Here is a 24,467-nt window from a genome sequence, read left to right on the forward strand (position 1 = left end):
GTGCGACCGTGCTAGCGTCCATACATGCAGGCTCACCGAGCGCTGCTCGAGACCGACGAGCAAGGCAAGCTGAAGGAAATGCCGGTCCTCCCTCCTCGCGCACGGGTCGAGGCGATCTTTCTGGTGCTCGAAGAACCGCCCCCGCTGTCGACTCCGGTGCGTCGACCCCCTCCGGAGCTGTCTGGGCTCCAGATCCTGGGCGACGTGGTCACCCCGGCCATCGATGAGCCTGACTGGGGCGTGAGCGACGCGTGATCGTCCTCGACACGCATACCTGGCTCTGGTGGATCCAAGGCACCACAGCGGATCTTCCTTCGAAGACGAAGGCGCCCGGCGTCCGGGTTCGCTGGGATTCGTGATCCAGGCCGTCCGGACGGCTCGCATGCGTCACCGCGACGTCTTCGAGGAGGGCAGCATCGGCACGGCGTAGCGCCGCCCCGCTTGGCGCGGCATCCGCGCGCCTCAGACGCGGCGCAGCTTCCACGCGCCGCGGCGGAACACGAGCCCGCCCGCGACGGCAAACGTCGAGAACGCCACCGCGATCGCGACGAACACGCCCGCCGGGCCGAGCCCCGCGGCTTCCGAGAGGCCCCAGGCGAGCGGGATCTCCCATAGCCAGAAGCAGGCGAAGTTCAGCAGCGTGGGCGTCCAGGTGTCGCCGGCGCCGTTGAACGCCTGCGTGAACACCATGCCGAAGCCGTAGAACAGGAACCCGCACGAGACGATCCGCAGCGCCTGCGCGCCGAACCGGAGCACCTCGGCCTCGTCCGTGAACGCGCCGACGATGGCGCGCGCGCCCACCGCGAAGACGACGCCCACCGCGCCGAGCATGACGGTGGTCCAGATGCCCGCGCGGTACACGGCGGCCTCGGCCCGGTCGGGGCGCCCCGCGCCAAGGTTCTGCCCGACCATGGTCGCGGCGGCGTTCGAGAGCCCGAACGCCGGCAGGATCGCGAACACGATGACGCGCATCCCGATCGTGTAGCCGGCGAGCGCCGCGCTCCCGAAGGGCGCGAGGATGCGCGCCATGCCGATCCAGCTCGCCGTGCCGATGACGTTCTGCAACGCGCCGTTCGCGAAGAGCCGGAGCAGCGCCGCGAGCGCCCCCGGGTCGGGGACGAGGTGCCGCGCTCGCACCCTCACCCGGCCGCTGCCGCGCGTGAGGAAGAAGACCTGCAGCGCGACGCCGGCCCCGCGGCCAAGGGTCGTCCCGACCGCCGCGCCGGCCACGCCGAGCTCCGGGAACGGACCGAGGCCGAAGATGAAGCACGGGCCGAGCGCCATGTTCAGCGCGTTCGAGAACCAGAGCACCCGCATCGACAGCGCCGCGTCGCCCGCCCCGCGGAAGATCGCGTTGATGACGAACAGCATCAGGATCGACGCGTTGCCGAGCAGCATGATCGAGGCGAACGGCGCGCCGGTCGCGATCACCCCGGGCGTCGCCCCCATCACCGCGAGCAGCCGCGACGCGAGCAGCGCGCCGACCGCCGAGATCGGCAGCGAGATGAGCAGGCCGAGCGCGATCGCCTGCCCCGCCATCGCGGCGGCCTCCTCGGGGCGCCCCTCGCCGACCCGCCGCGCGACCGTGGCGGACGCGGCGACCGCGAGGCCCATCGCCATGGCGTAGACGATCGCGAGGAGCGACTCCGTGAGCCCGACGGCGGCGACGGCATCTGCCCCGAGCCGCGAGACCCAGAAGACGTCGACAACGACGAAGAGCGACTCCATGAGCATCTCCATGACCATGGGGATCGCGAGCAGGGCGATCGCGCGGTCGATGGAGCCGGAGGTGAAGTCGTGCTCGCCGCCGCGGACCGCGTCGCGGAGCGTGGACCAGACGCCCGCGCCGCGGCCCGAGCCGGGCGAGGGCGGCGAGGGTGCAACAGCGTCCGCGCGCAGATCGGGGACGGGTGGCGTGCCGTGGTCGCGCATGAGGGCCGGCAAGCTGATCGCGGCGGGCCGTTTCGTCCAGCGGCTTTGCACACCTTTGCCAACACTGCCGCATCGGTGGGTCCCGTCCGAGCCAGGGACCTCGGTGAGCCGGGCGTGCCGCCGCGCCCTGACGCGCGCCCCCGCCCCGCCCCCCTCCCGGCGCAGCGCCGCTCCGTCAGCGGATCGAGAACGGATCCCGGTCGCGCGCGCTGAGCTCGACGCGCAGCGACGGCACCGCGGCGCGCAGGCGCTCGGCGAGGCGCGTCAGCGCGGCGCGCTCGCTGTTCGAGTGCAGCGCGCACACCACGGTGACGCCGGCGCTCGCCGCGCGGAGGGCGTCGTGGTGGCGCAGCTCGCCGGTCAGGTAGAGCTCCGCGCCCTGCGCGATGGCTTCGTCGAGGAGCGCGCCGCCCGCGCCGGCGCACGTGGCCGCGCGGGAGACGGCGCGCTGCTCGGGGCCGGCCACGAGCAAGGCGTCGACCCCCAGGCCCTCCTTGATGCGGCCGAGCAGCTCGGAGACCGGCGCTGCGCCGGTGAGCGGCCCGATCCGGCCGATGCCGGCCCGGAGCGGCTCCGCGGCGAGCTCGACGAGGTCGAACGCCACCTCCTCGTACGGGTGCGCGGCGCGCATCGCCTGCACGACCGCTGCGGTCCGGTCGCGGGGGAAGACCATCTCCAGCCGCACCTCGGCGACGCGCTCGAGCCGGCCCTTCTCGCCGACCGTGGGGCTCGCGCCCTCCTCCCCGAAGAACGTGCCGGTCCCCAGCGTGCGGAAGCTGCATCGCGAATACCGGCCGATCCGGCCCGCGCCCGCCTCGGCGAGGGCGTCGGCCACCGCGTCGGCGCGATCCTCCGGGACGAAGACGACCAGCTTGTGCTGCCACGCCTTGGAGGGCGCCCTCCTGAGCGGCGCGCGGTCCGCCGAGATTCCGAGCGCGTCGGCGAGGACGTCGTTGGTGCCCCCCTCGGCGACGTCGAGCGCCGTGTGGGGCGAGTACAGCGCGATGCCGTCGCGGATGGCCGCGAAGATGGGGCTCGGCGCGACCACGCGCTTCACGGCCTCGAAGAGGGGCGGATGGTAGGCGACGACGAGATCGCAGCCGAGATGGCGCGCCTCCAGGGCGACCTCGGGCGTGTAGTCGATGGCGAGGAGCGCCGCCGACGAGGGCCGCGCCGGGTCGCCCGCGAGCAGGCCGACGTTGTCCCAGGACTCCGCGAACCGGAGCGGCGCGATCGACTCGAGCGCTGAAAGGACGTCTCGGAGGAGGGTCATGAGCGCCTCTATACCAGCGACGACCGCGGTTCGGTGCGCAGCGGCGACCGCGGGGCCGAGCGCAGCGGCGACCGCAGAGCCGAGCGCAGCGGCGACCGCGGAGCCGAGCGCAGCGCGAGGGCGGTGCCGAGCGCAGCCGGAGACGCTGCGTCGCGCCGGGATCTGGACGGCCGGCTCGATGCCAGGCGCGCGCGGCGCAGCGCAGCGCGACGTCGACGCGCGCGCGGGCAACGCCGCCCGCGAGGGCTCGCCGCGGCAGCGGCGCAATCGATGCAGACCGGGCCTGTGCCATGCTGTGCCGGCCATTCCCGCGCTGAAAGGCTGCGCCCGCGGATCCTGCGCTGGTACGGATGCTGCTGTTCTCTGGCACCATGGCCAGTATCTCCTCTTCTCCGGCTCAATTTCGGATCGCGCTCGCTCACCAGCTGACACGCGCGATCCTCGCCACGGCGACGCTCAACGTGGCTGTTGGAGGCGTCGCCTGCGGCGGCGACGTCACCCTGGAGCGCGCGCCGGGCGGAGGCGGTGGCCCCGCGTCCGACGACGAGAGCTCGGGGACGCGTGGAGGGATGGGCGGGAATGGCGGGCCAAGCAGCGATGCCGTCACGTCAATCCAGGCAGGCGGCGTCGAATGGACCGAGGAAGGAACGGTCTGTGTCGCCCTGGGGCCCTCGGGCCAGGGAGGACAGGGCGGTGTCGGAGGCGCCGCCGGCGAAGGGGGGACTGCCGGCGAGGGGGGGATTGCCGGCCAGGGAGGCATCGGCGGCTCACCCGCGGGCACGTGCCCGACCTTGGACCCCTACAGCTCCTCCGCCCCGCAACCGCTGCCCGGCGCGCCCGCGGGGTGCTGGTACACCACCCTCGGTGAAGGCGTCCTCCGGGGCGGCGAGTGCTGCTACGAGTTCACCGCGACCTGCGGCGGCTCAGGCCGTCCGTTCCTCGTGGGCGAGCGCGCGCGCACGGCGCGGGCAGAGCGGCGCGCGGCGAGCGCGTGGGGCGCCGCGGCGCGCCCGGACGTGGCGGCGTTGGCGCAGGCGACCCGCGCCGCGCTGGCCGAGGCGTGGCTCCGCGACGCCTTGCTCGAGCACGCGTCGGTCGCCTCCTTCGCGCGGTTCTCGCTGGAGCTGATGGCGGTCGGGGCCCCCCCGGACATGCTCGCGGACGCGCACGAGGCCGCGGGCGACGAGGTGCGCCACGCGGCGCTCTGCTTCGGCCTGGCGAGCGCGTACGCCGGCACGGCGCTCGCGCCGGCGCCGTTCGCGTTCGGCGGGCGGGTCGAGGTCGCATCGGACCTGCCCGAGCTCGCGGCGCGCGCCGTCCGCGAGGGCTGCGTCGGCGAGACGCTCGCCGCCCTGCAAGCCAGCGAGCAGCTCTCGCGCGCCGCCGACGCCGCGGTCCGGAGCGCCCTTGCCACGATCGCCGAGGACGAGGCGCGGCACGCCGAGCTCGCATGGCGCTTCGTGGCCTGGGCGCTCCAGACGGGCGGAGAGCCGGTGCGCCGGGCGGTCTCCGACGCCTTCGGGGCGGCCCTCGCCTCGCCTCCTCCGGCCGCCACGGCGCCGGACGCCGAGGCCGACGCCCTCGCCGCGCACGGGCGCCCTGACGGCGCGGCGCTTGCCGCCTCCCACCGCCGCGCGGTCGCCGAGGTCATCGCGCCTGCGATGGCCGCGCTGCTGGGCGCGTAGTACGTCATCGGGCACGACGATGCGCCGATCGATCACGGGCTATCATCAGGACGATGCGAACGACTGGGTGGCCGAGCTGAGCTGTGGACATGGCCAGCACGTCCGGCACAAGCCACCGTTCCTCTCGCGCCCCTGGGTCGCCACGCCCGAGGGCCGCGCCTCGATGCTCGGCACCGAGCTCGACTGCGTGCGCTGCGATCGGCTCGAGATGCCCGACGGGCTGGTCGCGTACAAGCGGACGGCCGATTTCGACGAGGCCACGATCCCTGCCGGCCTGCGAAAGAACCATTCCACGAAGCCCGGCGTATGGGGGATGATCCACGTGATCTCGGGGCGGCTCCGCTACCGGATCGATGGGCTCGGCGGTCGAGAGCTCTCTCTCGATCCAGAGACCCCGGGCATCGTCGCGCCCGAGGTGCTGCACCACGTCGACCCCGACGGCCCGGTGCGGTTCTTCGTGGAGTTTCGACGCAAGGGCGGGTGACCCGACCCGCCGAATGTGACGGTTGCACCAAGCGTTCTGGGTCCTCATGAACCGATCCTCCATCGCCCTGCTGGTCGCCGTCGGCATCGGGTGTAGCTCGCCATCTGCCACCTCGCCGGCGAGAGTCTCCGCGGCCCCTGCAGGTACGGGCCGAGCTCCGGCGCCCGGCGCGACCACGCCCCCGGCCGGCACCTCCGCAGTGGAAAGCCCGACGACCGCGGCAGCGCCTCGGGCAGCTGCGGACAGCGCCGAGGGCACCGAGGTGAGCCTCGACGATCCGCGGATCCAGAAGATCAGGGCCCGGTATCAGGACATCCAGGCCCGCAACGACCTGAAGCGAAGCGAGCTCCGCTTCGAGTGCGCCGGCGGCGAGGGGCGCGGCGAGCTCCGGTTGTACCAGGCGGACGGCGCGGTCCAGAAAGCGGAGATCGCAGCCGCCGACGCGGGGCACGGCGAGTCGACGTACCAGTTCTACTACGACCAGGGCCAGCTGGTCTTCGCGCTGCACGACGATGGATCCTGGGCCTTCGACGGGACGAGGGGTACGCCGGACAAGCCGGCGACGACGAGCAGCGTCACGCAGCGCCGGTACTATCTTCAGGAGGGCGAGCCCGTGCTCTGCATCAAGAAGCAGGCGAAAGGTCCCACGGAGGAGCTCGGCCCCTTGCTGGAGCAGGCGCCCAACCGGCCAGACGATTGCTCCAGGGCCAAGCAGATACAGCAGCTCGCCGTCACCGCCCTGGCCGGCGCGAAGGCCAAGACCAAGGATGAGCTGAAGAAGCTGCTCTGTACCTGAGCCCAGCGGCCCTGCCGCACGGCCAGTCCTCTTGGGCTGAATCAGAGATCGGACCGGAAGAGATGCGGCGCGACCGCCCTGTCGTCCGGGTAGGAGAAACCCTGATCGACGGCGGCGTGCTCGGGCGAGACGATCTCACGAGGCGATGCTCAGGACACCTCGCGCGGCTCCTGGCGCGCACGCCGGAACATCACGATCGCGAGCAAGATCCCGCCCGCCACGATGGCCATGTCAGCGACGTTGAACACCGGCCAGCTGTGAAGGTGGATGAAGTCGACGACATAGCCGCGGAAGGCGCGATCGATCGCGTTCCCGATCGCGCCGGCGACGATGAGCGCGTACCCGGCCTGCTCGGTGGCCGAGGCGCGGCGGCTGCTCCACCAGCCCGCGATGATCACGCCCAGGACGAGGATCGAGCACACGAAGAGGATCGCCACCTTCGCCGGCGACTCGATGCCGCGGAGCAGGCTGAAGGCCATGTCGCGGTTCTCGGCGTAGCGGAGATCGAGCACGCCCGGCACGATCGACAGGGGACCTCGCCGCTCCAGCGCGGCCTGCGCAGCCGCCTTGGTCGCATGATCGCACCCCACCAGGGCCAGCGTGAACAGAATCAGGACCCAGCCCATCACACGTCGCGCCATGGCCGATGGAACACGGGGCCCTGGCGGTTTGTTCCCAGTCTCTCACCGAGAGAGGACGGTTGGGAGGCCAGCGCCGCCCTGCCACGAGCAGGCGTCAGGCGAGGAAGCCCGGCAGCGGTCGGCGGGTCGAACCCAGGGTGAATCAGACTGCCTTTCGCGGCTTCTTCACCGCGCGGAGCCTTCCTGTCGCGGGGTCGCCGCACCACATGCGGCCGCTCGCGTCCGCCTCGACGCCGGAGAGGCGCACGCTCTCCGGCAGCGCGAGCCGGTCCAGGACCTCGCCGCTCCGGGGATCGACGCGGCGGAGCTCCGACGGCGCGCCCTCCTCCTCGCACATCACGCCGTGCCAGAGATCGCCGTCGGTCCACGTGACGCCGGTGACGAGGCGATCGGAGACGAGCGTGCGGAGGACGGCGCCGCGCTCGGGATCGATCTTGAGGATCTTCCGCTCGCGGTAGATGCCCGCATAGAGCGCGCCGTCGGCCCACGCGAGCCCGCTCACGGGCGTCGCGTCGAAGCCCGGCACCTCGCCGACCGCGGCTCCGCTCGCGGGATCGATCTTCCGGATCCTGCCGCCGCCGACGACCCACAGGTGGTGCCCGTCGAACGCCACCCCGGCGCTCGCGGGCGCCTTCAGTCGACGCAGCACGCGGCCGCTCTCGGGCTCGGCGGACACGAGGTCTCCGCGATCGCCGTGCGCGAACCACACCGCCTGTCCGTCGAACGCGACCCCGTGAATCGACTCCACCCCCTCGAACGTGCGCTCCGCGATGATCTCGGCCTGCCGGGCTTTCATGGTCCACTCCTCCCTCGCCCCGCGCACCCAACGCGCACTCAACCAGGAAGCGCGAGCCCGAGGAGCAACATCTGTGACGCGATCGACAGCGCCGCTCTTGGCCTCGCGTAGCGCCGCGAGGGGCCGCTGCCGGTGACCTCGACCGCGCGCGCGAGCGAGAGCTCCGCCAGCGCGCGCTGCACCGTGCGCGCGCTCTTGCCGAGCGCGGCGCCGATGGCCACGGCGCTCCACGCGGCGCCGTCCGAGAGGAGCGCGCGGATGGCGGCCGCGTCGCCCGGCTCGAGCGGCGCGAGGACGACCACCTCCACGCCCGCGCCGAGCTCCCAGCGGTACGCGTTCCCGAGCGCCCGCACGACCCCGACGCCGTGGATCGCGGCGCGCAGGCGCCCCACCTCGACGCGCAGCCGCCGCCCGTGGGACTCGTTGACCGCGCGAACGCCGAACGCGGCGCGCGCGAGGTCGTCGCTCGCGATCGCCGCCGGGTGGGCGCGCGCGAGCGCCTCGATCAGGGCGAACAGGACCGGTCGGCGCGCGAGGTCGGCCCGCACCTCGCCGCCGTCGAGGACGCGGCGGCGGAGCGCGTCCACGACGACCCGCCCCGCAGGCGCGGCGACCAGGGCCTCGACATCGGCGAGGCGCACGGGCTCGTCGCGGCCACCCTGGACGCGGCGCGCCACGGGCTCGTCGTGCGCGCGGAGGAAGCGCTCGGCCTCGGTGATGAGCAGCGGGTGTCCGCTCGCCCGCGCCCACGCCGCGGCCTGCTCGGCGGCGCGCCGCGCCGAGGACGCGCGCACGAGCCGCGCATGCGCCTCGGCGCGCACGAGCGCCAGCGCGGCCCTGGTGAACACCGGTGCGTCGGTCGTGACCGTGGCCTCGGCGGCCGCGAGCGCGCGCTCCGCCTCGGCGACGCGGCCTTCGAGGAGCGCGGCCCGCGCCGCGCCCAGGCGAGCCCACGCCGCGTTCGTGAGATCGCCGGCGCGCTCGAGGGCGTCACCCGCCTCGACGAGCCCCTGGCGCGCCTCGCCGAGCTCCCGCTGCGCGAGCGCGATCTCCGCGAGGGCGGCGCTCGCGCGCGCCCGGGCGCGCTCGGCGCCCGCCGCCGCGAACGCCCGCGCGGCGCGGCCGAGCGCTGCCTTCGCCTCCGGATAGGCGCCCATCTGCGCGAGCGCGATCCCGCGGAGCGCGAGCGCGTGGGGCCCTCCGAAGGGGCCGACCACATTGAGCGCGTCGAGCGCGTCGCCCGCCGCGAGCGAGCGGGCCGCCAGCGCGCCGAGCTCGGCGGGGACCTCGGCCGTCGCATCCATCGCGGCAGCGTCGCACGCCCGGCGGCGCGCGCCAACGGATCGCGACATCGATGTTGCTGTCGCGGCCGCAGGCGCCGTGGTCATTTCGACAGGTCAGCGGCTGGCGCGGCGAGACGCCGCGCGCCGCCCACAGGAGGAGATCCCCATGTGCCCTGCGTGCCTAGCGTCCATCGGATGGGTCCTCGCCCAGGCGGCCTCCGCCGGGGCCGTGACCGCGATCGCCGTCAAGAAGCTCCGCAACCGGAACCAGAGCAGGAGCGCCGCCGGCGCCCCCGCGTCGAAGGGAGAGCGCCGATGAGCCGCGCCAAGGTCGTTTCGAGGGAAGAGTGGCTGGCGGCGCGCCTCGCGCTGCTGGAGAGGGAGAAGGAGCACGACCGGCGGCGCGACGCGCTGAGCGCCGCGCGCCGCGAGCTGCCGTGGGTGAGGGTCGAGAAGCCGTATGTGTTCGACGCGCCTTCAGGCAAGCTGACGCTGCGCGAGCTCTTCGGCGAGCGCCGGCAGCTCCTCGTCTACCATTTCATGTTCGCGCCGAGCTGGGACGAGGGCTGCAAGAGCTGCTCGTACGTGGCCGACAACATCCAGGGCGGCCACGTCCACCTCGCCGCCCGCGACACGGCGTATTGCGCCGTCTCCCGCGCGCCGCTCGCCAAGATCGAGCCGTTCAAGGCGCGGATGGGCTGGACCTTCCCGTGGGTCTCCTCGGGCGAGACGGACTTCAACTATGACTATCACGTCTCGTTCCGTGAGGAGGAGCGCGCTCGAGGCGATATGGAGTACAATTTCAGGAAGGCGAGCTCCCCCTTCCCGGAGGCTCCTGGGCTGAGCGTCTTCGCCCGCGAAGGCGATGAGGTCTTCCACACCTATTCGACCTACGCGCGCGGGCTCGATGTCCTGATCGGCACCTACAACTACCTGGATCTCACGCCCCTGGGCCGAGACGAGGCCGCGCTGCCTCACACGATGTCGTGGGTCCGCCATCACGACAAATACCCCACGACGTCAGGCACCTCGCGAAGCGAAGCGGCTGGGGAGGGCGCCTCGTGTGGGTGCGCCGCTTCGGGGCGCGGGCCCGGGTGACCCGGGCTCCTCACGGATTCCGGGCAGATCACGCGCGCCGCCCGCAGTTCGAGGAGCCCAGCCCCCGGTTTGTTGGCCGAGCGGACCGCGTCGACGGACACTGGCGAGACGGTCGCGATGAAGAAGTGGAGCTTCCTGGCCCTGGGGCGCAGCTACGAGATCATGGACTATGGCCCCAAGTTCGGGATCGAGGTCACCCGGGACGGCTACACGGTGTGGACCGGCTACCGTGACGGAGCGCGGCTCGTGACGGACACGAGCACCCTGCCGGCGCGCGAGCTCGTGGCGCTCCGCGAGGAGCTCGTCCGGCGGGCGACCTCCTGGAGCGCCGCCCCGGGGGCGGGCGCGGGTGTGCGCCGCCGGCCGCAGCGCGCGGCCGAGCAGCTCGATCTGCTCGGGGCGCCGCTGTTCGGAGGCTGCCAGCGCTGAGGCGACACGAGCGCGCCCGGCGTCGCTCTCGGAGCGGGTCGAAGCACTTCTGTAGGACAGAAGCACCGTCTCAGCAGCCACTTCGCCGATAGTGTCAGTCAGCGCGGAGGACGGTCGCCCTTCACCGTGGCGGCTTAGCTCATTGGCGCAGCACGTCCTCGATGACCTCGCTGGCGGGCAGTGACGCCGCCCGCCGCGCCTGCCGCTCGTCGGCCGGGGGCAGCGATGACCGCTGGCGCCTCTCCATGGGTTGCTCCGGCGCCCTCTCCTGCGGCGGGGCGAACGGTTGCCCCGCCGAGGGCGACAGGTGCCGCGCCTGGACCACGTGGCTCTTCTAGTCGAGCACCGTCACCCCCGGTGACGTCGATGTTGACGACCTGCGCCCGTAGGGCCGCCTGTGTTCTCCCCTTCCCGCGACCCTGTTCGTCACGGCGGGGGAACCCCGCCGGACTCACCTGCCCCCTCGACTCGACCATCGGTCCTGTCCGCACCGCGCGACGAACCGAATCTCCTCGGGTTGGGCGGCTCGACAAGAGCTCCTGCAAGCGCCCGTGTGCCAGCGTGCCTGCCGCCTCGCGTGCCAGCGTGCCAGCGTGCCAGCGTGCCAGGAGGCCCCCCGCGGTCCGGCCCGGTGCTTCGAAGCTCGGTGATCGCCGCAGTCGCTCGCCGGCGCGAGGACGGCACACCCTTTGCTAACATTGACTTCGATCCTGTCAGCCGACGACCGAGCCAACTCCCCGCGCCGTACCGCGATGGCCGGCGCGGGAGCCTAGCACTACTGCAGCAGAATGGATGAGCGGTGCCGGTCCTGAGCTCGGGGGCTCGGCGATGGCGTCGATGTTGTCACGCGCCCGCATCGATGACCGGCGCAAGGGCGCATCTTCCACTGGCTCCCTGCACGGGCGTCGTTCCTAACGCGCACATTGGAGAATCATGAAGACCCGATACACATCAATTGATTCCATGCTCCGTCGCATCGCCCGAATTGCTTCACCCTTGCTCTTGTGCGCTCTTCCTCTCGCGTGCGTCGCCGGCGACGAGAGCGAGCTGTTGGAGGACGAGTTGCTGGGCGAGGCGACACAGGCGCTAGGCGGCTGGTATACCTGGGCGAGGGGGACCACGACGGACCTGACTGGGGCCTCCATCGGCGGGTTCATCCCGAGCGCTTGCTTCCTCAGCGGTGTTGCAGGGAACCTCGGCGAGGGCGTCCTCGTAGCGCCTGGCGTGCTGTCGACCGCCCGCGTGGACGAGGTCGGGTTCAATACCTGGAACATCTGGGCACATGGGGGCGCCACGGTGAACAGCTCCGGCGTGAGGGTCTTTAAGAACAACCCGGTCCTCGCCGCCACAACTTGCTTTTCCGGCACAGTTGTTGCAGGCGGGGTCTGGGAGAGCAAGAGATTCCTCCCGCTCGCCACGCCCAGCGCTCCCGTCAAGATCGCCGACATCGACCCGAATCATCTGCGACAATGTTTCCTCTCGGGTGTAAGCGGCAGCGAGCAGACGTGGGCGAACCCCGACGGCTTTGCGCGCGTCCATGAGGTGACGGCGACCAACAGCTCGCATCCGACAGCTGGCTGGTACGTCGAGTCGAACCTCTTTCATTTCGGTAGCCACTTCGTCCAGGAGGGGAGCGTGAAGGTCGAAGCCGGATGCATTGACTTCCCGGCAAACACGGGTTTCGTACAGGACGAGGATGAATCTTTCGAAGGGTTCACGACCCATCGCGACACCGACTTCTTGCGGACGGGAATCAGGGCGTGCGCGCTCACCGAGATCGGAGGAATGTTCCACTCGAACGACTGGGATGACGGCGTGATGCTCGAACCGCCCACAACATCGCTCAGTGGGACCTGGAAGGTGAAGCTCACCAACGGCAAGCGGGCCAAGTGGGTCTGCGTGAAGTGAGCTCCTGGCAGCAGGCATAAGGCGGTTCGATCAGGGCACCCCGCCGTCAGGCCACACCGGAGGATCCCCCTCCACCCGGCCCGGACCGGGTGCCCACGCCGGCGCGACGTCGCCGCGCCCCACGCATCACCGCCCCGCGCCCGTTGATCTGCCAGAGCCACCTTCCCTCCCTCCCGCCCCAGGGCCTTGCTCCTCGCGCCGGGCGCCGCCGCGCCCGGCTCCCCCTCCCCGGAGGGGCACCCCTCCGCCCTACGCTGCCCGAGCTCCCCTGGCATGCCTTCAGGTGCCGCCGACCTCACCGACGGCGGCCGCCCGCCGCGCGCACCCGCTCGCCGGCTGGATTCCGCTACTACTACACCCGGCGACCGGGGACCGTCGGCAATCCCCGCCCACACGGAACCTCATCCGAGCACGTCGCGCAGCCAACCAGGGCGGGCCGGATCCGTCTAAAGTGCGCCGCCATGGCCAACCCGATCGACGCCGACCCCAACCGTCAGAGAGAAACCCCCGCCCAGCGAGACAACGTCACCCAGCAACGCGACACCCCCGCCGCATTTTTCCGCGGCAACTCGGCGCCGGACGCCCGTACCGGCATGCACCCCGTCGCGCTGCGCCGCGCCTTCGCCGATCACCTGCACTACTCGCGCGCCCGGGAGTCCATGACCGCCACGCCGTTCGACCGGTACGTGGCCCTCGCCCTGTCGGCGCGCGATCGACTCGTCGACCGGTGGACGAAGACGCAGCACACCTACTACGAGCAGGACGTCAAGCGCGGCTACTACCTCTCCGCAGAGTTCCTCCTCGGCCGGGCGCTCGTCGCCAACCTGCAGGCGCTCGACATCTACGACAGCTACAAGACCGTGCTCGGCGAGCTCGGCCTCGACCTCGATGAGCTCGTCGAGCAAGAGCCCGACGCCGGGCTCGGCAATGGCGGCCTCGGCCGGCTCGCGGCGTGCTTCCTCGACTCCATGGCCACGATCGGCCTGCCCACCTACGGGTACGGCATCCGGTACGAGTTCGGCATCTTCGAGCAGGTCATCCGCGACGGCTACCAGGTCGAGCGCGCCGACGAGTGGCTCCGCTTCGGCAACCCCTGGGAGATCGAGCGCCCCGAGCACGCCGTCCCCGTCTCGTTCGGCGGCTACACCGAGCGCGTCCCCGACAAGCGCGGCGGCTTCCGCGTGGTCTGGCGCCACTCCGAGCAGGTCATCGGCGTCCCGTTCGACACGCCCATCGCGGGCTACCAGTCGAACACCGTCAACACGCTCCGCCTCTGGTCGGCCCGCGCGGGCGAGGAGTTCGACTTCGAGCTCTTCAACGCGGGCGACTACGTGCACGCCGTCCACGAGAAGAACCAGTCGGAGGTCATCTCCAAGGTCCTCTACCCGAACGACAACTTCGACAAGGGCAAGGAGCTGCGCCTCCGGCAGGAGTACTTCTTCGTCGCCTGCTCGATCGCCGACATCGTGAACCGCTACAACCGCGTCCACCCGGACTTCTCGCGCTTCGCCGAGAAGAACGCGATCCAGCTGAACGACACCCACCCCGCCATCGCGATCGCCGAGCTGATGCGCGTCCTCATCGACGACCACCTGCTCCCCTGGGAGGACGCGTGGAAGCAGACGGTCGGGGCCTTCGGGTACACGAACCACACCCTGCTGCCCGAGGCGCTCGAGCGCTGGCCCGTCGCGCTCTTCGAGCGGCTCCTGCCGCGGCACCTCGAGATCATCTACGAGATCAACCGGCGGTTCTTGCGCGAGGTGATGGACGCCCACCCGCAGGACCAGGACCGCGTCGCGAGGATGTCCCTCATCGAGGAAGGCCACGAGCGCCACGTGCGCATGGCCCACCTCGCGGTCGTCGGCTCGCACTCGGTGAACGGCGTGGCCAAGCTCCACTCCGAGCTCGTCAAGCGCGACCTGCTCCGCGACTTCTACGACCTCTGGCCCGAGCGGTTCAACAACAAGACGAACGGCGTCACGTTCAGGCGGTGGCTGCTCGCCTGCAACCCCGCGCTCGCCGCGCTCGTCACCGAGAAGGTCGGCCCGAAGTGGGTGACGGAGTTCGAGCGGCTGCGCGAGCTCGAGCGCCACCTCGAGGACCCGGAGTTCATCGAGCGGATCGCCGCGGTGAAGCGCGCGAACAAGACGGCGCTCGCGAAGGTCATCGCGCAGGAGCTCGACATCCACGTCGACCCCTCCTCGATCTTCGACGTCCAGATCAAGCGCCTCCACGAGTACAAGCGCCAGCTGCTCAACGCGCTCCACATCGTCGCGCTCTACCTGCGCCAGAAGCGCGGCGAGCAGATCACGCCGCGGACCTTCATCTTCGGCGCCAAGGCGGCGCCCGGCTACCGGCAGGCGAAGCTCATCATCAAGTTCATCCACGCCGTCGCCTACGTCGTGAACGGCGACCGGCGCCACACCGGGCTCCGGGTCGCGTTCATGCCGAACTACCGCGTCTCGCTGGCCGAGCGCATCATCCCCGCCGCCGACGTCTCCGAGCAGATCTCGACCGCGGGCATGGAGGCGTCGGGCACCGGCAACATGAAGCTCGCGCTGAACGGCGCGCTCACCGTCGGCACGCTCGACGGCGCGAACATCGAGATCCGCGACGCGGTGGGCCCGGAGAACTTCTTCCTGTTCGGCCTGACCGCCGACGAGGTCATCGCCCGCCGCAACGAGCACTTCGAGGGGCGCTCCGCGGTCGCGGCCGACCCGGAGCTGCGCGAGGTGATCGAGCTCATCTCGTCGGGCTTCTTCTCCCCGGAGTACCGCGAGCTCTTCCAGCCCCTGCTCGACCGGCTCCTCGGCCGGGACGAGTACATGATGCTGGCCGACTTCAAGGCCTACTCCGCCTGTCAGCGCGAGGTGGAGGCGGCCTACGCCGACCGGCAGAGCTGGCTGCGCAAGTCCGCGCTCAACATCGCGCGCGTGGGCGAGTTCTCCTCGGACCGCACGGTGCGCGAGTACGCGCGCGACATCTGGGGCCTCACGCCCGTCGAGATCGACCTCGGCGCGGCCATGTCGCTCGTTTGACGACGCCGGCGCGCCCTCCGCCGCAGGCCGCTCGCGCGCCCGCGGCGGGGCGGCGGCGCCCCGCCGGCCGGAGCCAGCCAGGCCAGGCCGGCGCCCGCGAACGAACCCAGCAGCACCTCGGCCCGGTTCCCTGAGCCGGGCGCCACAGCGGACGGAAAATCCAGGCCCACGCGTGGCGAACGGCGCCGCGGCGGAGCATGCTTCCGGGGCACGAGCCAGCTTCGTCGGCCGCTCGCCGGGGCGGGGCTCTTGCTATCCTTCCCGACGGATTTATGCCGAACGATCCTGAGGAAAGAGAAGACAAGCAGGGCGACCTCGCGACCGAGCGGGAACGGAAGGTCGAGAAGGCCCGCCGCTACAAGGTCGTGTTTCACAACGACGACTACACGACGATGGAGTTCGTCGTGCTCGTCCTCATGAAGTTCTTCCACCGCACCGAGACGGAGGCCACGCACATCATGCTGAGCGTGCACCACCGCGGCCACGGGGTCGCCGGCGTGTACACGAAGGATGTCGCCGAGACCAAGGTCGCCCAAGTACAGGACTTCGCCAAGGAGCACGCGATGCCCCTTCGGTTGACCGCCGAGCCGGAATGACCATGCGCATCAGCCCCGAAGTTGAGATCGCCTTTTCGCTCGCCACCCGGGAGGCCTCGCGCCGCCGGCACGAGTTCGTGACCATCGAGCACCTGCTCTACGCGCTGCTCTTCGACGAGGAGACGGCCGAGGTCCTCCGGCACGCGGGGGGCGACACCCCGCTGCTCAAGAAGAAGCTCGAGCGCTTCCTCGACGAGGAGATCGAGGTGCTGCCGGAGGACACGGACACGAGCCCGACGCTCTCGCTCGGGTTCCAGCGCGTGGTCGGCCGCGCCGCGATGCACGTGCAGTCCTCGGGCAAGAAGGAGCTCAAGGGGGCGAACGTGCTGGTGGCGATGTTCGCCGAGCGCGACTGCCCGGCGGTGACGCTCCTCGGCGAGCAGGGCATCAGCCGCTTCGACGTCGTGAACTACATCTCGCACGGCATCTCGAAGACGGGCCAGGACGACGGCCTCCGCGAGGAGCCGCCGGAGGAGGGCGGCGAGCCCGGCGCCGCGCAGCCGATCAAGGATCCGCTCGCGGCGTTCACGATGAACCTCAACAAGGAGGCGGCCGAGGGCCGCATCGACCCGCTGGTCGGCCGAGAGAACGAGGTCGCCCGCACGATCCAGGTGCTCGCGCGGCGGCGCAAGAACAACCCCCTGCTCATCGGCGACGCCGGGGTCGGCAAGACGGCGATCGTGGAGGGGCTCGCGCAGCGGATCGAGAAGAAGGACGTGCCCGCGCCGCTCAAGGACGCGACCGTCTACGCGCTCGACATGGGCGCGCTGCTCGCAGGCACGAAGTACCGCGGCGACTTCGAGAACCGCCTCAAGGCGGTGCTGCGCGCGCTCGAGAAGCAGCCGGGCTCGGTCCTCTTCATCGACGAGATCCACACGATCATCGGCGCCGGCGCCGCGAGCGGCGGGACGATGGACGCGTCGAACCTGCTCAAGCCCGCGCTGGCCTCGGGCCGCCTGCGCTGCATCGGGGCGACGACGTTCCAGGAGTACCGCGGCCACCTCGAGCGCGACAGCGCGCTCGCGCGGCGCTTCCAGCGCATCGAGGTGTCGGAGCCCTCGGTCGACGAAACGGCGCAGATCCTGAAGGGCCTGCAGAAGCGCTACGAGGAGTTCCACAAGATCACGTACACGGCCGAGGCGATCGAGGCCGCGGCCAAGCTGTCGGCGCGGTACCTGCAAGATCGCCGGCTGCCCGACAAGGCGATCGATCTGCTCGACGAGGCGGGCGCGGCGGCGCGCCTCCGCCACGGCGACGGGTACACGGTCGAGGCGGCGGACATCGAGCTCGTCATCGCGAAGATGGCGCAGATCCCGCCGCGCCAGGTGTCGACGTCGGACAAGGCGCAGCTCAAGGATCTCGAGGGATCGCTGCGCTCGGTGATCTTCGGGCAGGACGAGGCGGTGAAGCAGCTCGCGTCGGCGATCAAGCTGTCGCGCGCGGGGCTGCGCGCGCCGGAGAAGCCGATCGGCTCGTTCCTCTTCTCGGGGCCGACCGGCGTCGGCAAGACGGAGCTCGCGAAGCAGCTCGCCAAGGCGCTCGGCATCGGGTTCCTGCGGTTCGACATGAGCGAGTACCAGGAGCGCCACACCGTCTCCCGGCTCATCGGCGCGCCGCCCGGCTACGTCGGCTTCGACCGCGGCGGCCTGCTCACGGAGGCGGCGGCGAAGACGCCGCACGCGGTGCTCTTGCTCGACGAGATCGAGAAGGCACACCCGGACGTGTTCCAGGTCCTGCTCCAGGTGATGGACCACGGCACGCTGACCGACAACAACGGCAAGAAGAGCGACTTCCGCCACATGGTGCTGATCATGACGAGCAACGTGGGCGCGCGGGAGCTCGCGCAGACGCGCGTCGGCTTCGGCGAGCGAGGGACGGCGGGCGACGACGACAAGGCCTACAAGAACACGTTCAGCCCGGAGTTCAGGAACCGGCTGGACGCGCGCATCATGTTCCGGCCGCTGGATCCGTCGGTGATGGGCAGCATCGTGGACAAGTTCGTCGGCGAGCTCGCGGCGATGCTGGCGGATCGGTCGGTGACGGTCGAGGTGACGGACCGGGCGCGGGCGGAGCTCGCGACGCGAGGGTACGATCCGGCGAACGGGGCGCGGCCGCTCGGGCGCGTCATCGAGAACGACATCAAGCGGCGGCTCGGGGACGAGCTGCTCTTCGGGGCCCTCGAGAACGGGGGGAACGTCGCCGTCGACTTCGAAGACGGGGAGTTCACGTTCAAGTTCTCGGCGGCGAACGGGGGGGGTGCGGAGGCCGAGAAGGCCAAGGCGAAGGGGGGGGCGGTCGAGCCGGAGGCGGTCGGCTAGGACGGGTGCGACGGAGCCAGCGGGGAGGGTGTGCCCGTGCGCGCGGGCGGCGGGGGCCCCTCCCACGAACTCGCGCCTTTTAAGAGGCGATTGCCGTGGGTACGGGGAGGGGTGGGTCGGGAGGGAGGGGCTGCGATGCGGGCCGGCGCTCGGGTTCGTGGGGCCCTACCCCGCCGCCCGCGCGCACGGGCACACCCTCCCCGCTGGCTCTTCCTAGGGGGGCGGGGTCAGTTCAGGGAGTGGGGCATCGCTAGGGTGAACGACGCGATTTCGGCGTCGAAGACGCGGCCGTCGGGGCGGTGCATCTGGTAGGTGCCGCGCATCGTGCCGCGCGGGGTCTCGAGCACACAGCCGCTCGTGTACTCGAAGTGCTCGCCAGGCTTGAGCGAGGGCTGCTGGCCGACGACGCCAGGGCCGCGCACCTCCTCCACCTTTCCGCTGCCGTGCGTGATGATCCAGTGCCGCGTCCTCAGCTGGGCGGGCTCGGTGCCTTCGTTGGCGATCCGCACCGTGTAAGCAAAGACGTAGCGGTGCTCCGTCGGGGATGACTGCGTGGGGACGTAGACCGTCGAGACGGTGACCCGGATGCCCTGCGTGATGGCCGTCGACACAACCACGCACTGCCACCGCTGCGGCGCGCGCACAAGGGCTCGGCCGCGCAGCGCGCGCACAGAGCCGGCGGCGAGAGCCGCGCTGGGCGTGACGACGAGACGACCAGGCTCCCGGAGGCCCGGCGTTGACAGCTTCCGGGCTCATCCGCACGTTTCGATGAACCTGGGGTCGACGAACCGTGGAGGACCCGCCGTGGGCGAACAGAACCGTGTCTGTGTTCGAGATGCAGTTGGCGAACCGTTCGTCCCGATCGCGATCCTGCCGCCGGCGCGCTGGGAGAGGACGGCGATGATCCAGAACGGCGATGCCTCCTCCGGAGAGGCGGAAAATCACGGCCTCGGGCTCACGGCCATCGGGCCCGTCATGCCGGAGCGCAAGGTCCGCGAGTGGGCCCTCGTCCTCCAGTCGAGCGAGCTTTGGCACGCCGTGCGGTACACGCCGGCGGGCTGGGTGATCCTCGTGCGCGACGAGGACTACGCCCTCGCCGCAGGCTCGATCGATCGGTACGAAGCGGAGAACCGCGACTGGCCCCCACGCCGCCCGCGCGAGCGCCTGCGCCACCCCCCGTCCATGGTCGCGGGCGTCGCGTTCGCCGCGCTCGCCCTCTTCTTCTTCCTCGTCACCGGGCCCGTGAGCAGCGGCGGACGCTGGTTCCAGCGCGGCACCTCCGTCGCCGACCTCGTCGTGGGACCGGAGCCGTGGCGCGCCATCACCGCGCTCACGCTGCACGCCGACTCGGCCCACGTGCTCGGCAACGTCATCTCCGGGACGGTCTTCGCGTCCGCGGTGCAGCGCCGCCTCGGGCCGGGCGGCGCCGCGCTCGCCGTGGTCGCCTCGGGCGCGATCGGGAACTTCGCGAACGCGCTCTGGCACCAGAGCATGGGACAGCACCACGCCTCGATCGGCGCCTCCACCGCGGTGTTCGGCGCGATCGGGCTGCTCGCCGCGACGCAGCTCATGCTCGACCGCGCGCACGACAGGGAGAGCGGCGAGAAGCGCCACCTCCTCCACCTCGTCGCGCCGCTCGTGGGAGGCCTCGCCCTCCTCGGCGCCCTCGGCGCGAGCCCACGCTCCGACCTCGGCGCGCACGCCTTCGGGCTGCTCAGCGGCGCCGCGATCGGGGTCGTCGCCGGCCTCTCGCTGCGCAACCGGCCCGCGCCGCGGCGCCCCGTCGTCCAGGTGGCGCTGGGCGCGACCGCGGCGGCGCTCGTCCTCGGCGCGTGGCAGATCGCGCTCATCGCCTGAGCGCGCGCCGGCGCTCGTCCTCGGCGCGCGGCGCGCGTGAGACGCCCTCGCGCGCGGCCTCAGTCGACAGGCCAGATCCCCACGGTGCCGCCGACCCAGGTCAGGTCGCGGTTCTGATCGACGCCGAGCATCTTCCCGCGCGAGAGCCGCACCAGGTTGAGCACGAGCGAGAGATCGGGCTCGTCCGGCGCGCGCAGGAACATCATCCGGACCTCGGCCTTCACCCCGTTCCCATCAGGCATCGCGAGCGCCGGCTCGTACGCGACCTTCTCCTGGAGCAGCCAGCGCGATCGCTCCCCCTCCGGGATCGCGGCGATGTCCTCGGGCGTGACGTCGACCTTCACCCCGGAGCCCGCGAAGGAGAACAGCGGCTTGAGCACGTAGCGCTCGAGATCCAGAGGCGCGCCGTCCTGCGCGCTCAGCGTCCGCGACCGCGGGAGCGCGGGATGATCGATGTAGGGCAGCGTGTACTTCGACCAGGTCCAGTACCAGTTCGGGTGCGAGCACCACGTGACGTCGAGCGGATCGCCGTACCGGAACGGGAGCTCGACCCGCTTCGACTCGAGCTCGTCGAACACGACGCGGTTGTACAGGCGGCGGACCTGGACGAGCCGCCCGCCCACCCGGCGGAACAGCCGGTTGCCCTCCCGGACGAGCGCCGTCGGGCAGACGGCATCGACGCCGACGAGGAGCTTCGTCGCCACGAAGTCGGGGTACGTCTTCTGCTTCTCCGGCGTGAGGTCGAGCAGGATCACCGACTCTTCGGGCTCTCCCGCGAGGATCGCGCGGCGCAGCTGCGCGAGGACGTCCGCGGTGCTCCGGCCCCCGAAGCAGCACGACCAGCGCCGGTCGAGCCCCGGCATCCCGGCGAGCACCTCGGCCATGATCTCGACCTGGACGAGCATCAGCGCGTAGAGCGACGGGAACGCCTGCAGCTCGACCACCTTGCCCGTGAGCTCGCCGTCCGGGCCGCGCACGATCGCGAAGTCCACCTGCGCGCAGTTGGGGAGCGGATCCATGCCCGGGACGTCGAGGTGCGCAGGGATGGCGCGCTTCATCTGCTCGATGAGCTCAGGGCTCGATATCTGCCGAACGATCTCCGTCGCGGAGCGCTCGAGGTCCTCGCGCAGCCTGTCGGGCAGGAACAGCGGCGTCTCGGCGACACGGAACGGGATCGCGCACCCGAGCCGCCGCTCGAGCCGGCCGAGGTAGTCCGCGTAGGTCGACGGCCCGAAGGCAGCGTTGAACGCGCGCCGGAAGGTGGGGTCCATGAATTTGTATTTTGGTGGTATCACGGCAACGCGCGCGGCTGAACGACCCGCCGGGCGCCTCTGGCAAGAGCGCGCCGGGACTTCCCCGCGGTCCGATCCGGCTTGAGGCTGCGGGCACGGCGACTACAGTCGCCGCGAACCCCGCCGAGGCCTCCCACGATGATCAAGCTCCGCTCCGCCATGGTTTTGCCGCTCGTCGCCGCGCTCGCCGCGGCGTGCTCGAAGACCCCCGAGCCGACAGCCACATCAGCGCCCGAGCCGCCGGCGACCAGCACGCCCGCCGCGCCTGCCGAGGCGACGCCCGCTCCGAAGCCGGCGCCGGCCGGCGGCCAGCAGGCGGGCGGCGAGCTCGCTTGGGACGCCCCCGCGAGCTTCGAGAGCGCGCCGAACCCCAACTCGATGCGCAAGGCCACGTACAAGATCAAGCGCGCCGCCGGGGACACCGAGGACGCCGAGCTCAGCGTGAGCCAGGCGGGCGGCAGCGTGGACGCGAACATCACGCGCTGGGCCGGCCAGTTCTCCCAGAAGAGCGACGACTCCCCCAAGCGCACCGACCTCAAGGCCGGCGACCTCAAGGTCACGGTCGTCGAGGTGAAGGGGACGTTCGCCGGCTCCGGGATGCCCGGCATGCCCGCCTCGGATCCGAAGCCGAACTATGCCCTCCTGGGCGCGATCGCCGAGACGCCGTCCGGCGGGCTCTGGTTCTTCAAGATGACCGGCCCCGAGAAGACGGTCACCGGGGCGCGCGCCGACTTCGACAAGCTCGTGAACAGCCTGCGCCTGAAGTGACGCCACGGCGCGGCGCGTCGACCACGCCGCGCCGTCAGTACGCGATCTCCCCCTCGAAGAACCGCGCGAACGCCGGCGGGAGCGCCGTCGCGCCGCCCTCCGCGAGCGGCGGTCGCGCGCTCGAGAGCGTCTGCCAGAGGAGGATCGTCTCCCGCGGGCGCTCCTGCGCGATCCCGCGCAGCGCGGCGAGCGCCTTGGCGCTGTACGTGACCTCCCCCGGCACGCCGATCAGCCGCTCCACCTCGGGGATCGCGGCGATGGACGCGGGGGTCGGCATGCCGTACCCGGGGCCGATCGCGCGGTGATCGATCTCGAAGCGGACCGGCGGGAGCCGACGCCGCGTGAAGCGCGGCGCGCGCCGGGCGAGCAGGCGCTTCATGCTGCCGATCTCGTACCGGACGACGGCGCGGTTCGACGCGATGCGCTCGGTGATGCGAACGCCGACGATCGTGGTCGGCCAGCCGAGCACCGCGGCGCCCAGCGCGAGCCCAGCCAGTGTGCCGCCCGTCCCCGAGGGGACGACGATGCGATCGGGCCGGGGGGCGTCGCCGCGCTGGACCTGCTCCGCGAGCTCGAGCATCGCGTCGACGTAGCCGAGGCACGGGAGGGCGGACGAGGCGCCTGGCAGGATGAAATACGGCCGGTCGGCACGTCGCAGCGCCCGGATCGCCCGGACCGCGGTGGTCGCGTAGCCGCCGCCATGGACGAGCTCGGCGCCGCTGGCCGCGTCGGCGAGGAGCGCGCCGCGGCCGAACCGGGTGATCGGCTGATCGAACAGGACCGCGGTGACGGCGAAGCCGAGCGCGCGGCCGAAGAGGGCCGTGGCGGTGACCTGCGTCGACGCCAGCCCGCCGACGGTGACGAGCGTCCTCGCCCCGCGCCGCTCCGCGTCCGCGAGCAGGAACTCGAAGCGACGCACCTTGTTGCCGCCGTAGAGCGGCGAGATCAGATCGTCGCGCTTCACCCAGACGCCGCCGCGCCCGAGGTACCCCTCGATCGCGGCGCACGGGACGACCGGCGTCGGCGCGTGCGCGAGGGGGCGCCACGGGACCTGCCCCGAGAGCTCGGGCAGCTCGGCGAAGAGCGGCAGCTCCCGCGACGCGGGCAACGCGGGCAAGACGGCGGGGCGCGCTCCGGGAGGCCCCGCCGCGAAGGCCGCCCCGGCGGAGGTGGCTCGCTCCTCGTCCTCGCCGTCACGCACGCTCCACCTCGCGTTCAGGCGCGCGCCGCCGCGCCGTGCCCCGCCTGCGTGCCGCCCGGGCCCGCCTGCTCACCGGCGTCGCCGGGGTCGTCGTCCGTGCCAGCGTCCGGGCCAGCGCCGAGGCGGCCGCCGCGCGCGACCAGGGGATCGCTCAGGTAGGTGTCCGTCAGCCGCTTCGGCCCCGCGAGGCCGAGCAGCCGGAGCGGGAAGAGCAGCACCGAGAGCACCCACGACGCGAGGCCGAGCGCGAGCTTGCCGGCGTACGCCTCCGCCACCAGCGCGAGCTTGCGGCCGGCCGACATCGACGAGATCGGCGCCTCGGTCAGGCCGATCCGCATGAGCCGGAGCTCCGCGATCCGCACCGTATGGCGCACCAGATCGGGCAGGCGCTTGAGCGCCGGGTGGTCCATCGGCAGGCGCTTCTTCATGAACGCCTCGAGGCGCGACACGCCCCAGAGCGACACCAGCGCGAGGCCGAGCAGCCGCCTCCGGAGCGCCGGCCTGCCCGCGATGGCCTTCCTCGTCTGCTGCTCGCCGAAGTCGACGTGCCGCTCTTCCTGCCGCACGCCGCGCTTCAGGATGGCGACGATCTCCGGCTCATCCACGGTCTCGATCATCGCGTAGAAGGCCTGGAGGACGAGCCCCTCGCCGAGGGCCATCTCGAGGGCGACATGCTCGGCCCAGTCCCCGCCCATCAGCCCGGTCGCGAGGAAGCGCACGCTCCAGGCGGCCTTGTCCGGCGGCGCGCCCAGGATCTCGAGGATGCGGAGGAAGTTGCCGACGTGCTGGAACTCCTCGACGGCCTGGCGCGCGAGGAAGCGCGCGGACTCCAGGTCGGGGGCGTTGTAGAGCCAGTGCCCTATCTGGACGCCCGTGATCTCCCCGTAGAGGAACTGCTGCACGGCCCAGACGATCACGTCCTTGTCCTTGACGGGATCGAGCCTGGCGCCCTGGAAATCGAACGCCATCTCTTCGCGGGTCACCAGCATCACTCGCCCTCCGGAGCGGTGAATTTAGCCCAGATCGCGGCCGCGGGCAGGTCCGAGGCGCCGGACCCGGCGCGGCTCCATCC

The 24,467-nt window shown here is 71.8% G+C and carries 23 protein-coding genes; 13 read left to right on the top strand and 10 right to left on the bottom strand.

Features of this window, described 5'->3' with window-relative positions:
- Nucleotides 1-24 precede the first annotated feature (24 nt).
- Nucleotides 25-255 carry a hypothetical protein gene (locus WMF29_RS23790; RefSeq protein WP_437331027.1) on the top strand — a complete coding sequence of 77 codons (231 nt, stop codon included), beginning with the start codon at nucleotides 25-27 and terminating at the stop codon, nucleotides 253-255.
- A gap of 207 nt (nucleotides 256-462) precedes the next feature.
- Here the strand turns inward: WMF29_RS23790 and WMF29_RS23795 are convergent, their stop codons facing one another.
- A complete protein-coding gene (locus WMF29_RS23795) occupies nucleotides 463-1,932 on the bottom strand; it encodes an MATE family efflux transporter (protein WP_437331028.1) in 1,470 nt (489 codons plus the stop codon).
- A 175-nt stretch (nucleotides 1,933-2,107) separates the two neighbouring features.
- Entirely contained in the window at nucleotides 2,108-3,205 is a 1,098-nt protein-coding gene (locus tag WMF29_RS23800; RefSeq protein ID WP_437331029.1) for a Nif3-like dinuclear metal center hexameric protein, read from the bottom strand.
- Nucleotides 3,206-3,576: 371 nt separating this feature from the next.
- Between WMF29_RS23800 and WMF29_RS23805 the strand changes: the two genes are divergently transcribed.
- The 3 genes from WMF29_RS23805 to WMF29_RS23815 all read left to right on the top strand — a co-directional run bounded on the left by WMF29_RS23805 (nucleotide 3,577) and on the right by WMF29_RS23815 (nucleotide 6,170).
- A complete protein-coding gene (locus WMF29_RS23805; protein ID WP_437331030.1) occupies nucleotides 3,577-4,890 on the top strand; it encodes a ferritin-like domain-containing protein in 1,314 nt (437 codons plus the stop codon).
- Between the two features lie 19 nt (nucleotides 4,891-4,909).
- A complete protein-coding gene (locus WMF29_RS23810; protein ID WP_437331031.1) occupies nucleotides 4,910-5,374 on the top strand; it encodes a DUF3565 domain-containing protein in 465 nt (154 codons plus the stop codon).
- Between the two features lie 262 nt (nucleotides 5,375-5,636).
- Complete coding sequence (locus WMF29_RS23815) at nucleotides 5,637-6,170, top strand: hypothetical protein (protein ID WP_437331032.1); 534 nt, start codon at nucleotides 5,637-5,639, stop codon at nucleotides 6,168-6,170.
- A 149-nt stretch (nucleotides 6,171-6,319) separates the two neighbouring features.
- Here WMF29_RS23815 and lspA read toward each other — a convergent pair whose 3' ends face one another.
- The 3 genes from lspA to WMF29_RS23830 all read right to left on the bottom strand — a co-directional run bounded on the left by lspA (nucleotide 6,320) and on the right by WMF29_RS23830 (nucleotide 8,959).
- A complete protein-coding gene (lspA, locus tag WMF29_RS23820; RefSeq protein WP_437331033.1) occupies nucleotides 6,320-6,811 on the bottom strand; it encodes a signal peptidase II in 492 nt (163 codons plus the stop codon).
- Between the two features lie 142 nt (nucleotides 6,812-6,953).
- A complete protein-coding gene (locus WMF29_RS23825) occupies nucleotides 6,954-7,607 on the bottom strand; it encodes a Vgb family protein (protein WP_437331034.1) in 654 nt (217 codons plus the stop codon).
- A gap of 38 nt (nucleotides 7,608-7,645) precedes the next feature.
- A complete protein-coding gene (locus WMF29_RS23830; protein WP_437331035.1) occupies nucleotides 7,646-8,959 on the bottom strand; it encodes a helix-turn-helix domain-containing protein in 1,314 nt (437 codons plus the stop codon).
- Between the two features lie 97 nt (nucleotides 8,960-9,056).
- On the opposite strand from WMF29_RS23830, the gene WMF29_RS23835 reads away from it, so the two are divergent.
- The 3 genes from WMF29_RS23835 (at nucleotide 9,057) to WMF29_RS23845 (ending at nucleotide 10,417) form a co-directional block, all read left to right on the top strand.
- Entirely contained in the window at nucleotides 9,057-9,209 is a 153-nt protein-coding gene (locus WMF29_RS23835; RefSeq protein WP_437331036.1) for a hypothetical protein, read from the top strand.
- Nucleotides 9,206-9,988 carry a DUF899 domain-containing protein gene (locus WMF29_RS23840; protein WP_437331037.1) on the top strand — a complete coding sequence of 261 codons (783 nt, stop codon included), beginning with the start codon at nucleotides 9,206-9,208 and terminating at the stop codon, nucleotides 9,986-9,988. Before WMF29_RS23835 ends, WMF29_RS23840 begins: the two co-directional genes overlap by 4 nt.
- A 117-nt stretch (nucleotides 9,989-10,105) precedes the next feature.
- On the top strand, nucleotides 10,106-10,417 hold the full coding sequence (locus tag WMF29_RS23845; RefSeq protein ID WP_437331038.1) for a hypothetical protein: 312 nt from the start codon (nucleotides 10,106-10,108) through the stop codon (nucleotides 10,415-10,417).
- Between the two features lie 139 nt (nucleotides 10,418-10,556).
- On the opposite strand, the gene WMF29_RS23850 is transcribed toward WMF29_RS23845, so the two are convergent.
- Nucleotides 10,557-10,742, bottom strand: a complete 186-nt coding sequence (locus WMF29_RS23850) for a hypothetical protein (RefSeq protein WP_437331039.1) — start codon at nucleotides 10,740-10,742, stop codon at nucleotides 10,557-10,559.
- Nucleotides 10,743-11,350: 608 nt separating this feature from the next.
- Between WMF29_RS23850 and WMF29_RS23855 the strand changes: the two genes are divergently transcribed.
- From WMF29_RS23855 to clpA, 4 genes are all read left to right on the top strand, one after another.
- Entirely contained in the window at nucleotides 11,351-12,325 is a 975-nt protein-coding gene (locus WMF29_RS23855) for a hypothetical protein (protein ID WP_437331040.1), read from the top strand.
- Between the two features lie 461 nt (nucleotides 12,326-12,786).
- Complete coding sequence (locus tag WMF29_RS23860; protein WP_437331041.1) at nucleotides 12,787-15,363, top strand: glycogen/starch/alpha-glucan phosphorylase; 2,577 nt, start codon at nucleotides 12,787-12,789, stop codon at nucleotides 15,361-15,363.
- A gap of 272 nt (nucleotides 15,364-15,635) precedes the next feature.
- Nucleotides 15,636-15,959 carry an ATP-dependent Clp protease adapter ClpS gene (clpS, locus tag WMF29_RS23865; protein WP_272093285.1) on the top strand — a complete coding sequence of 108 codons (324 nt, stop codon included), beginning with the start codon at nucleotides 15,636-15,638 and terminating at the stop codon, nucleotides 15,957-15,959.
- Nucleotides 15,956-18,277 carry an ATP-dependent Clp protease ATP-binding subunit ClpA gene (gene clpA / locus WMF29_RS23870; RefSeq protein WP_437331042.1) on the top strand — a complete coding sequence of 774 codons (2,322 nt, stop codon included), beginning with the start codon at nucleotides 15,956-15,958 and terminating at the stop codon, nucleotides 18,275-18,277. The genes clpS and clpA overlap by 4 nt, the downstream gene beginning before the upstream one ends.
- A 227-nt stretch (nucleotides 18,278-18,504) precedes the next feature.
- Here clpA and apaG read toward each other — a convergent pair whose 3' ends face one another.
- Nucleotides 18,505-18,888 carry a Co2+/Mg2+ efflux protein ApaG gene (gene apaG / locus WMF29_RS23875; protein WP_044965505.1) on the bottom strand — a complete coding sequence of 128 codons (384 nt, stop codon included), beginning with the start codon at nucleotides 18,886-18,888 and terminating at the stop codon, nucleotides 18,505-18,507.
- A gap of 193 nt (nucleotides 18,889-19,081) precedes the next feature.
- Between apaG and WMF29_RS23880 the strand changes: the two genes are divergently transcribed.
- Nucleotides 19,082-20,134 carry a rhomboid family intramembrane serine protease gene (locus tag WMF29_RS23880; RefSeq protein ID WP_437331043.1) on the top strand — a complete coding sequence of 351 codons (1,053 nt, stop codon included), beginning with the start codon at nucleotides 19,082-19,084 and terminating at the stop codon, nucleotides 20,132-20,134.
- A 59-nt stretch (nucleotides 20,135-20,193) separates the two neighbouring features.
- Here the strand turns inward: WMF29_RS23880 and WMF29_RS23885 are convergent, their stop codons facing one another.
- Nucleotides 20,194-21,405 carry a hypothetical protein gene (locus tag WMF29_RS23885; protein WP_437331044.1) on the bottom strand — a complete coding sequence of 404 codons (1,212 nt, stop codon included), beginning with the start codon at nucleotides 21,403-21,405 and terminating at the stop codon, nucleotides 20,194-20,196.
- Nucleotides 21,406-21,564: 159 nt separating this feature from the next.
- Here WMF29_RS23885 and WMF29_RS23890 point away from each other — a divergent pair, with 159 nt between their 5' ends.
- Nucleotides 21,565-22,194, top strand: coding sequence for a hypothetical protein (locus tag WMF29_RS23890; protein WP_437331045.1), 630 nt, complete (start codon nucleotides 21,565-21,567; stop codon nucleotides 22,192-22,194).
- A 34-nt stretch (nucleotides 22,195-22,228) separates the two neighbouring features.
- On the opposite strand, the gene WMF29_RS23895 is transcribed toward WMF29_RS23890, so the two are convergent.
- Nucleotides 22,229-23,395: a 1-aminocyclopropane-1-carboxylate deaminase/D-cysteine desulfhydrase gene (locus WMF29_RS23895; protein WP_437331046.1), complete on the bottom strand. Its 1,167-nt coding sequence runs from the start codon at nucleotides 23,393-23,395 to the stop codon at nucleotides 22,229-22,231.
- A 14-nt stretch (nucleotides 23,396-23,409) separates the two neighbouring features.
- Entirely contained in the window at nucleotides 23,410-24,384 is a 975-nt protein-coding gene (locus WMF29_RS23900; RefSeq protein ID WP_437331047.1) for a ferritin-like domain-containing protein, read from the bottom strand.
- Between the last annotated feature and the right edge of the window lie 83 nt (nucleotides 24,385-24,467).

This window comes from Sorangium sp. So ce381 (genome assembly GCF_051473845.1).
In the GTDB taxonomy this organism is placed as follows: domain Bacteria; phylum Myxococcota_A; class Polyangia; order Polyangiales; family Polyangiaceae; genus Sorangium; species Sorangium atrum.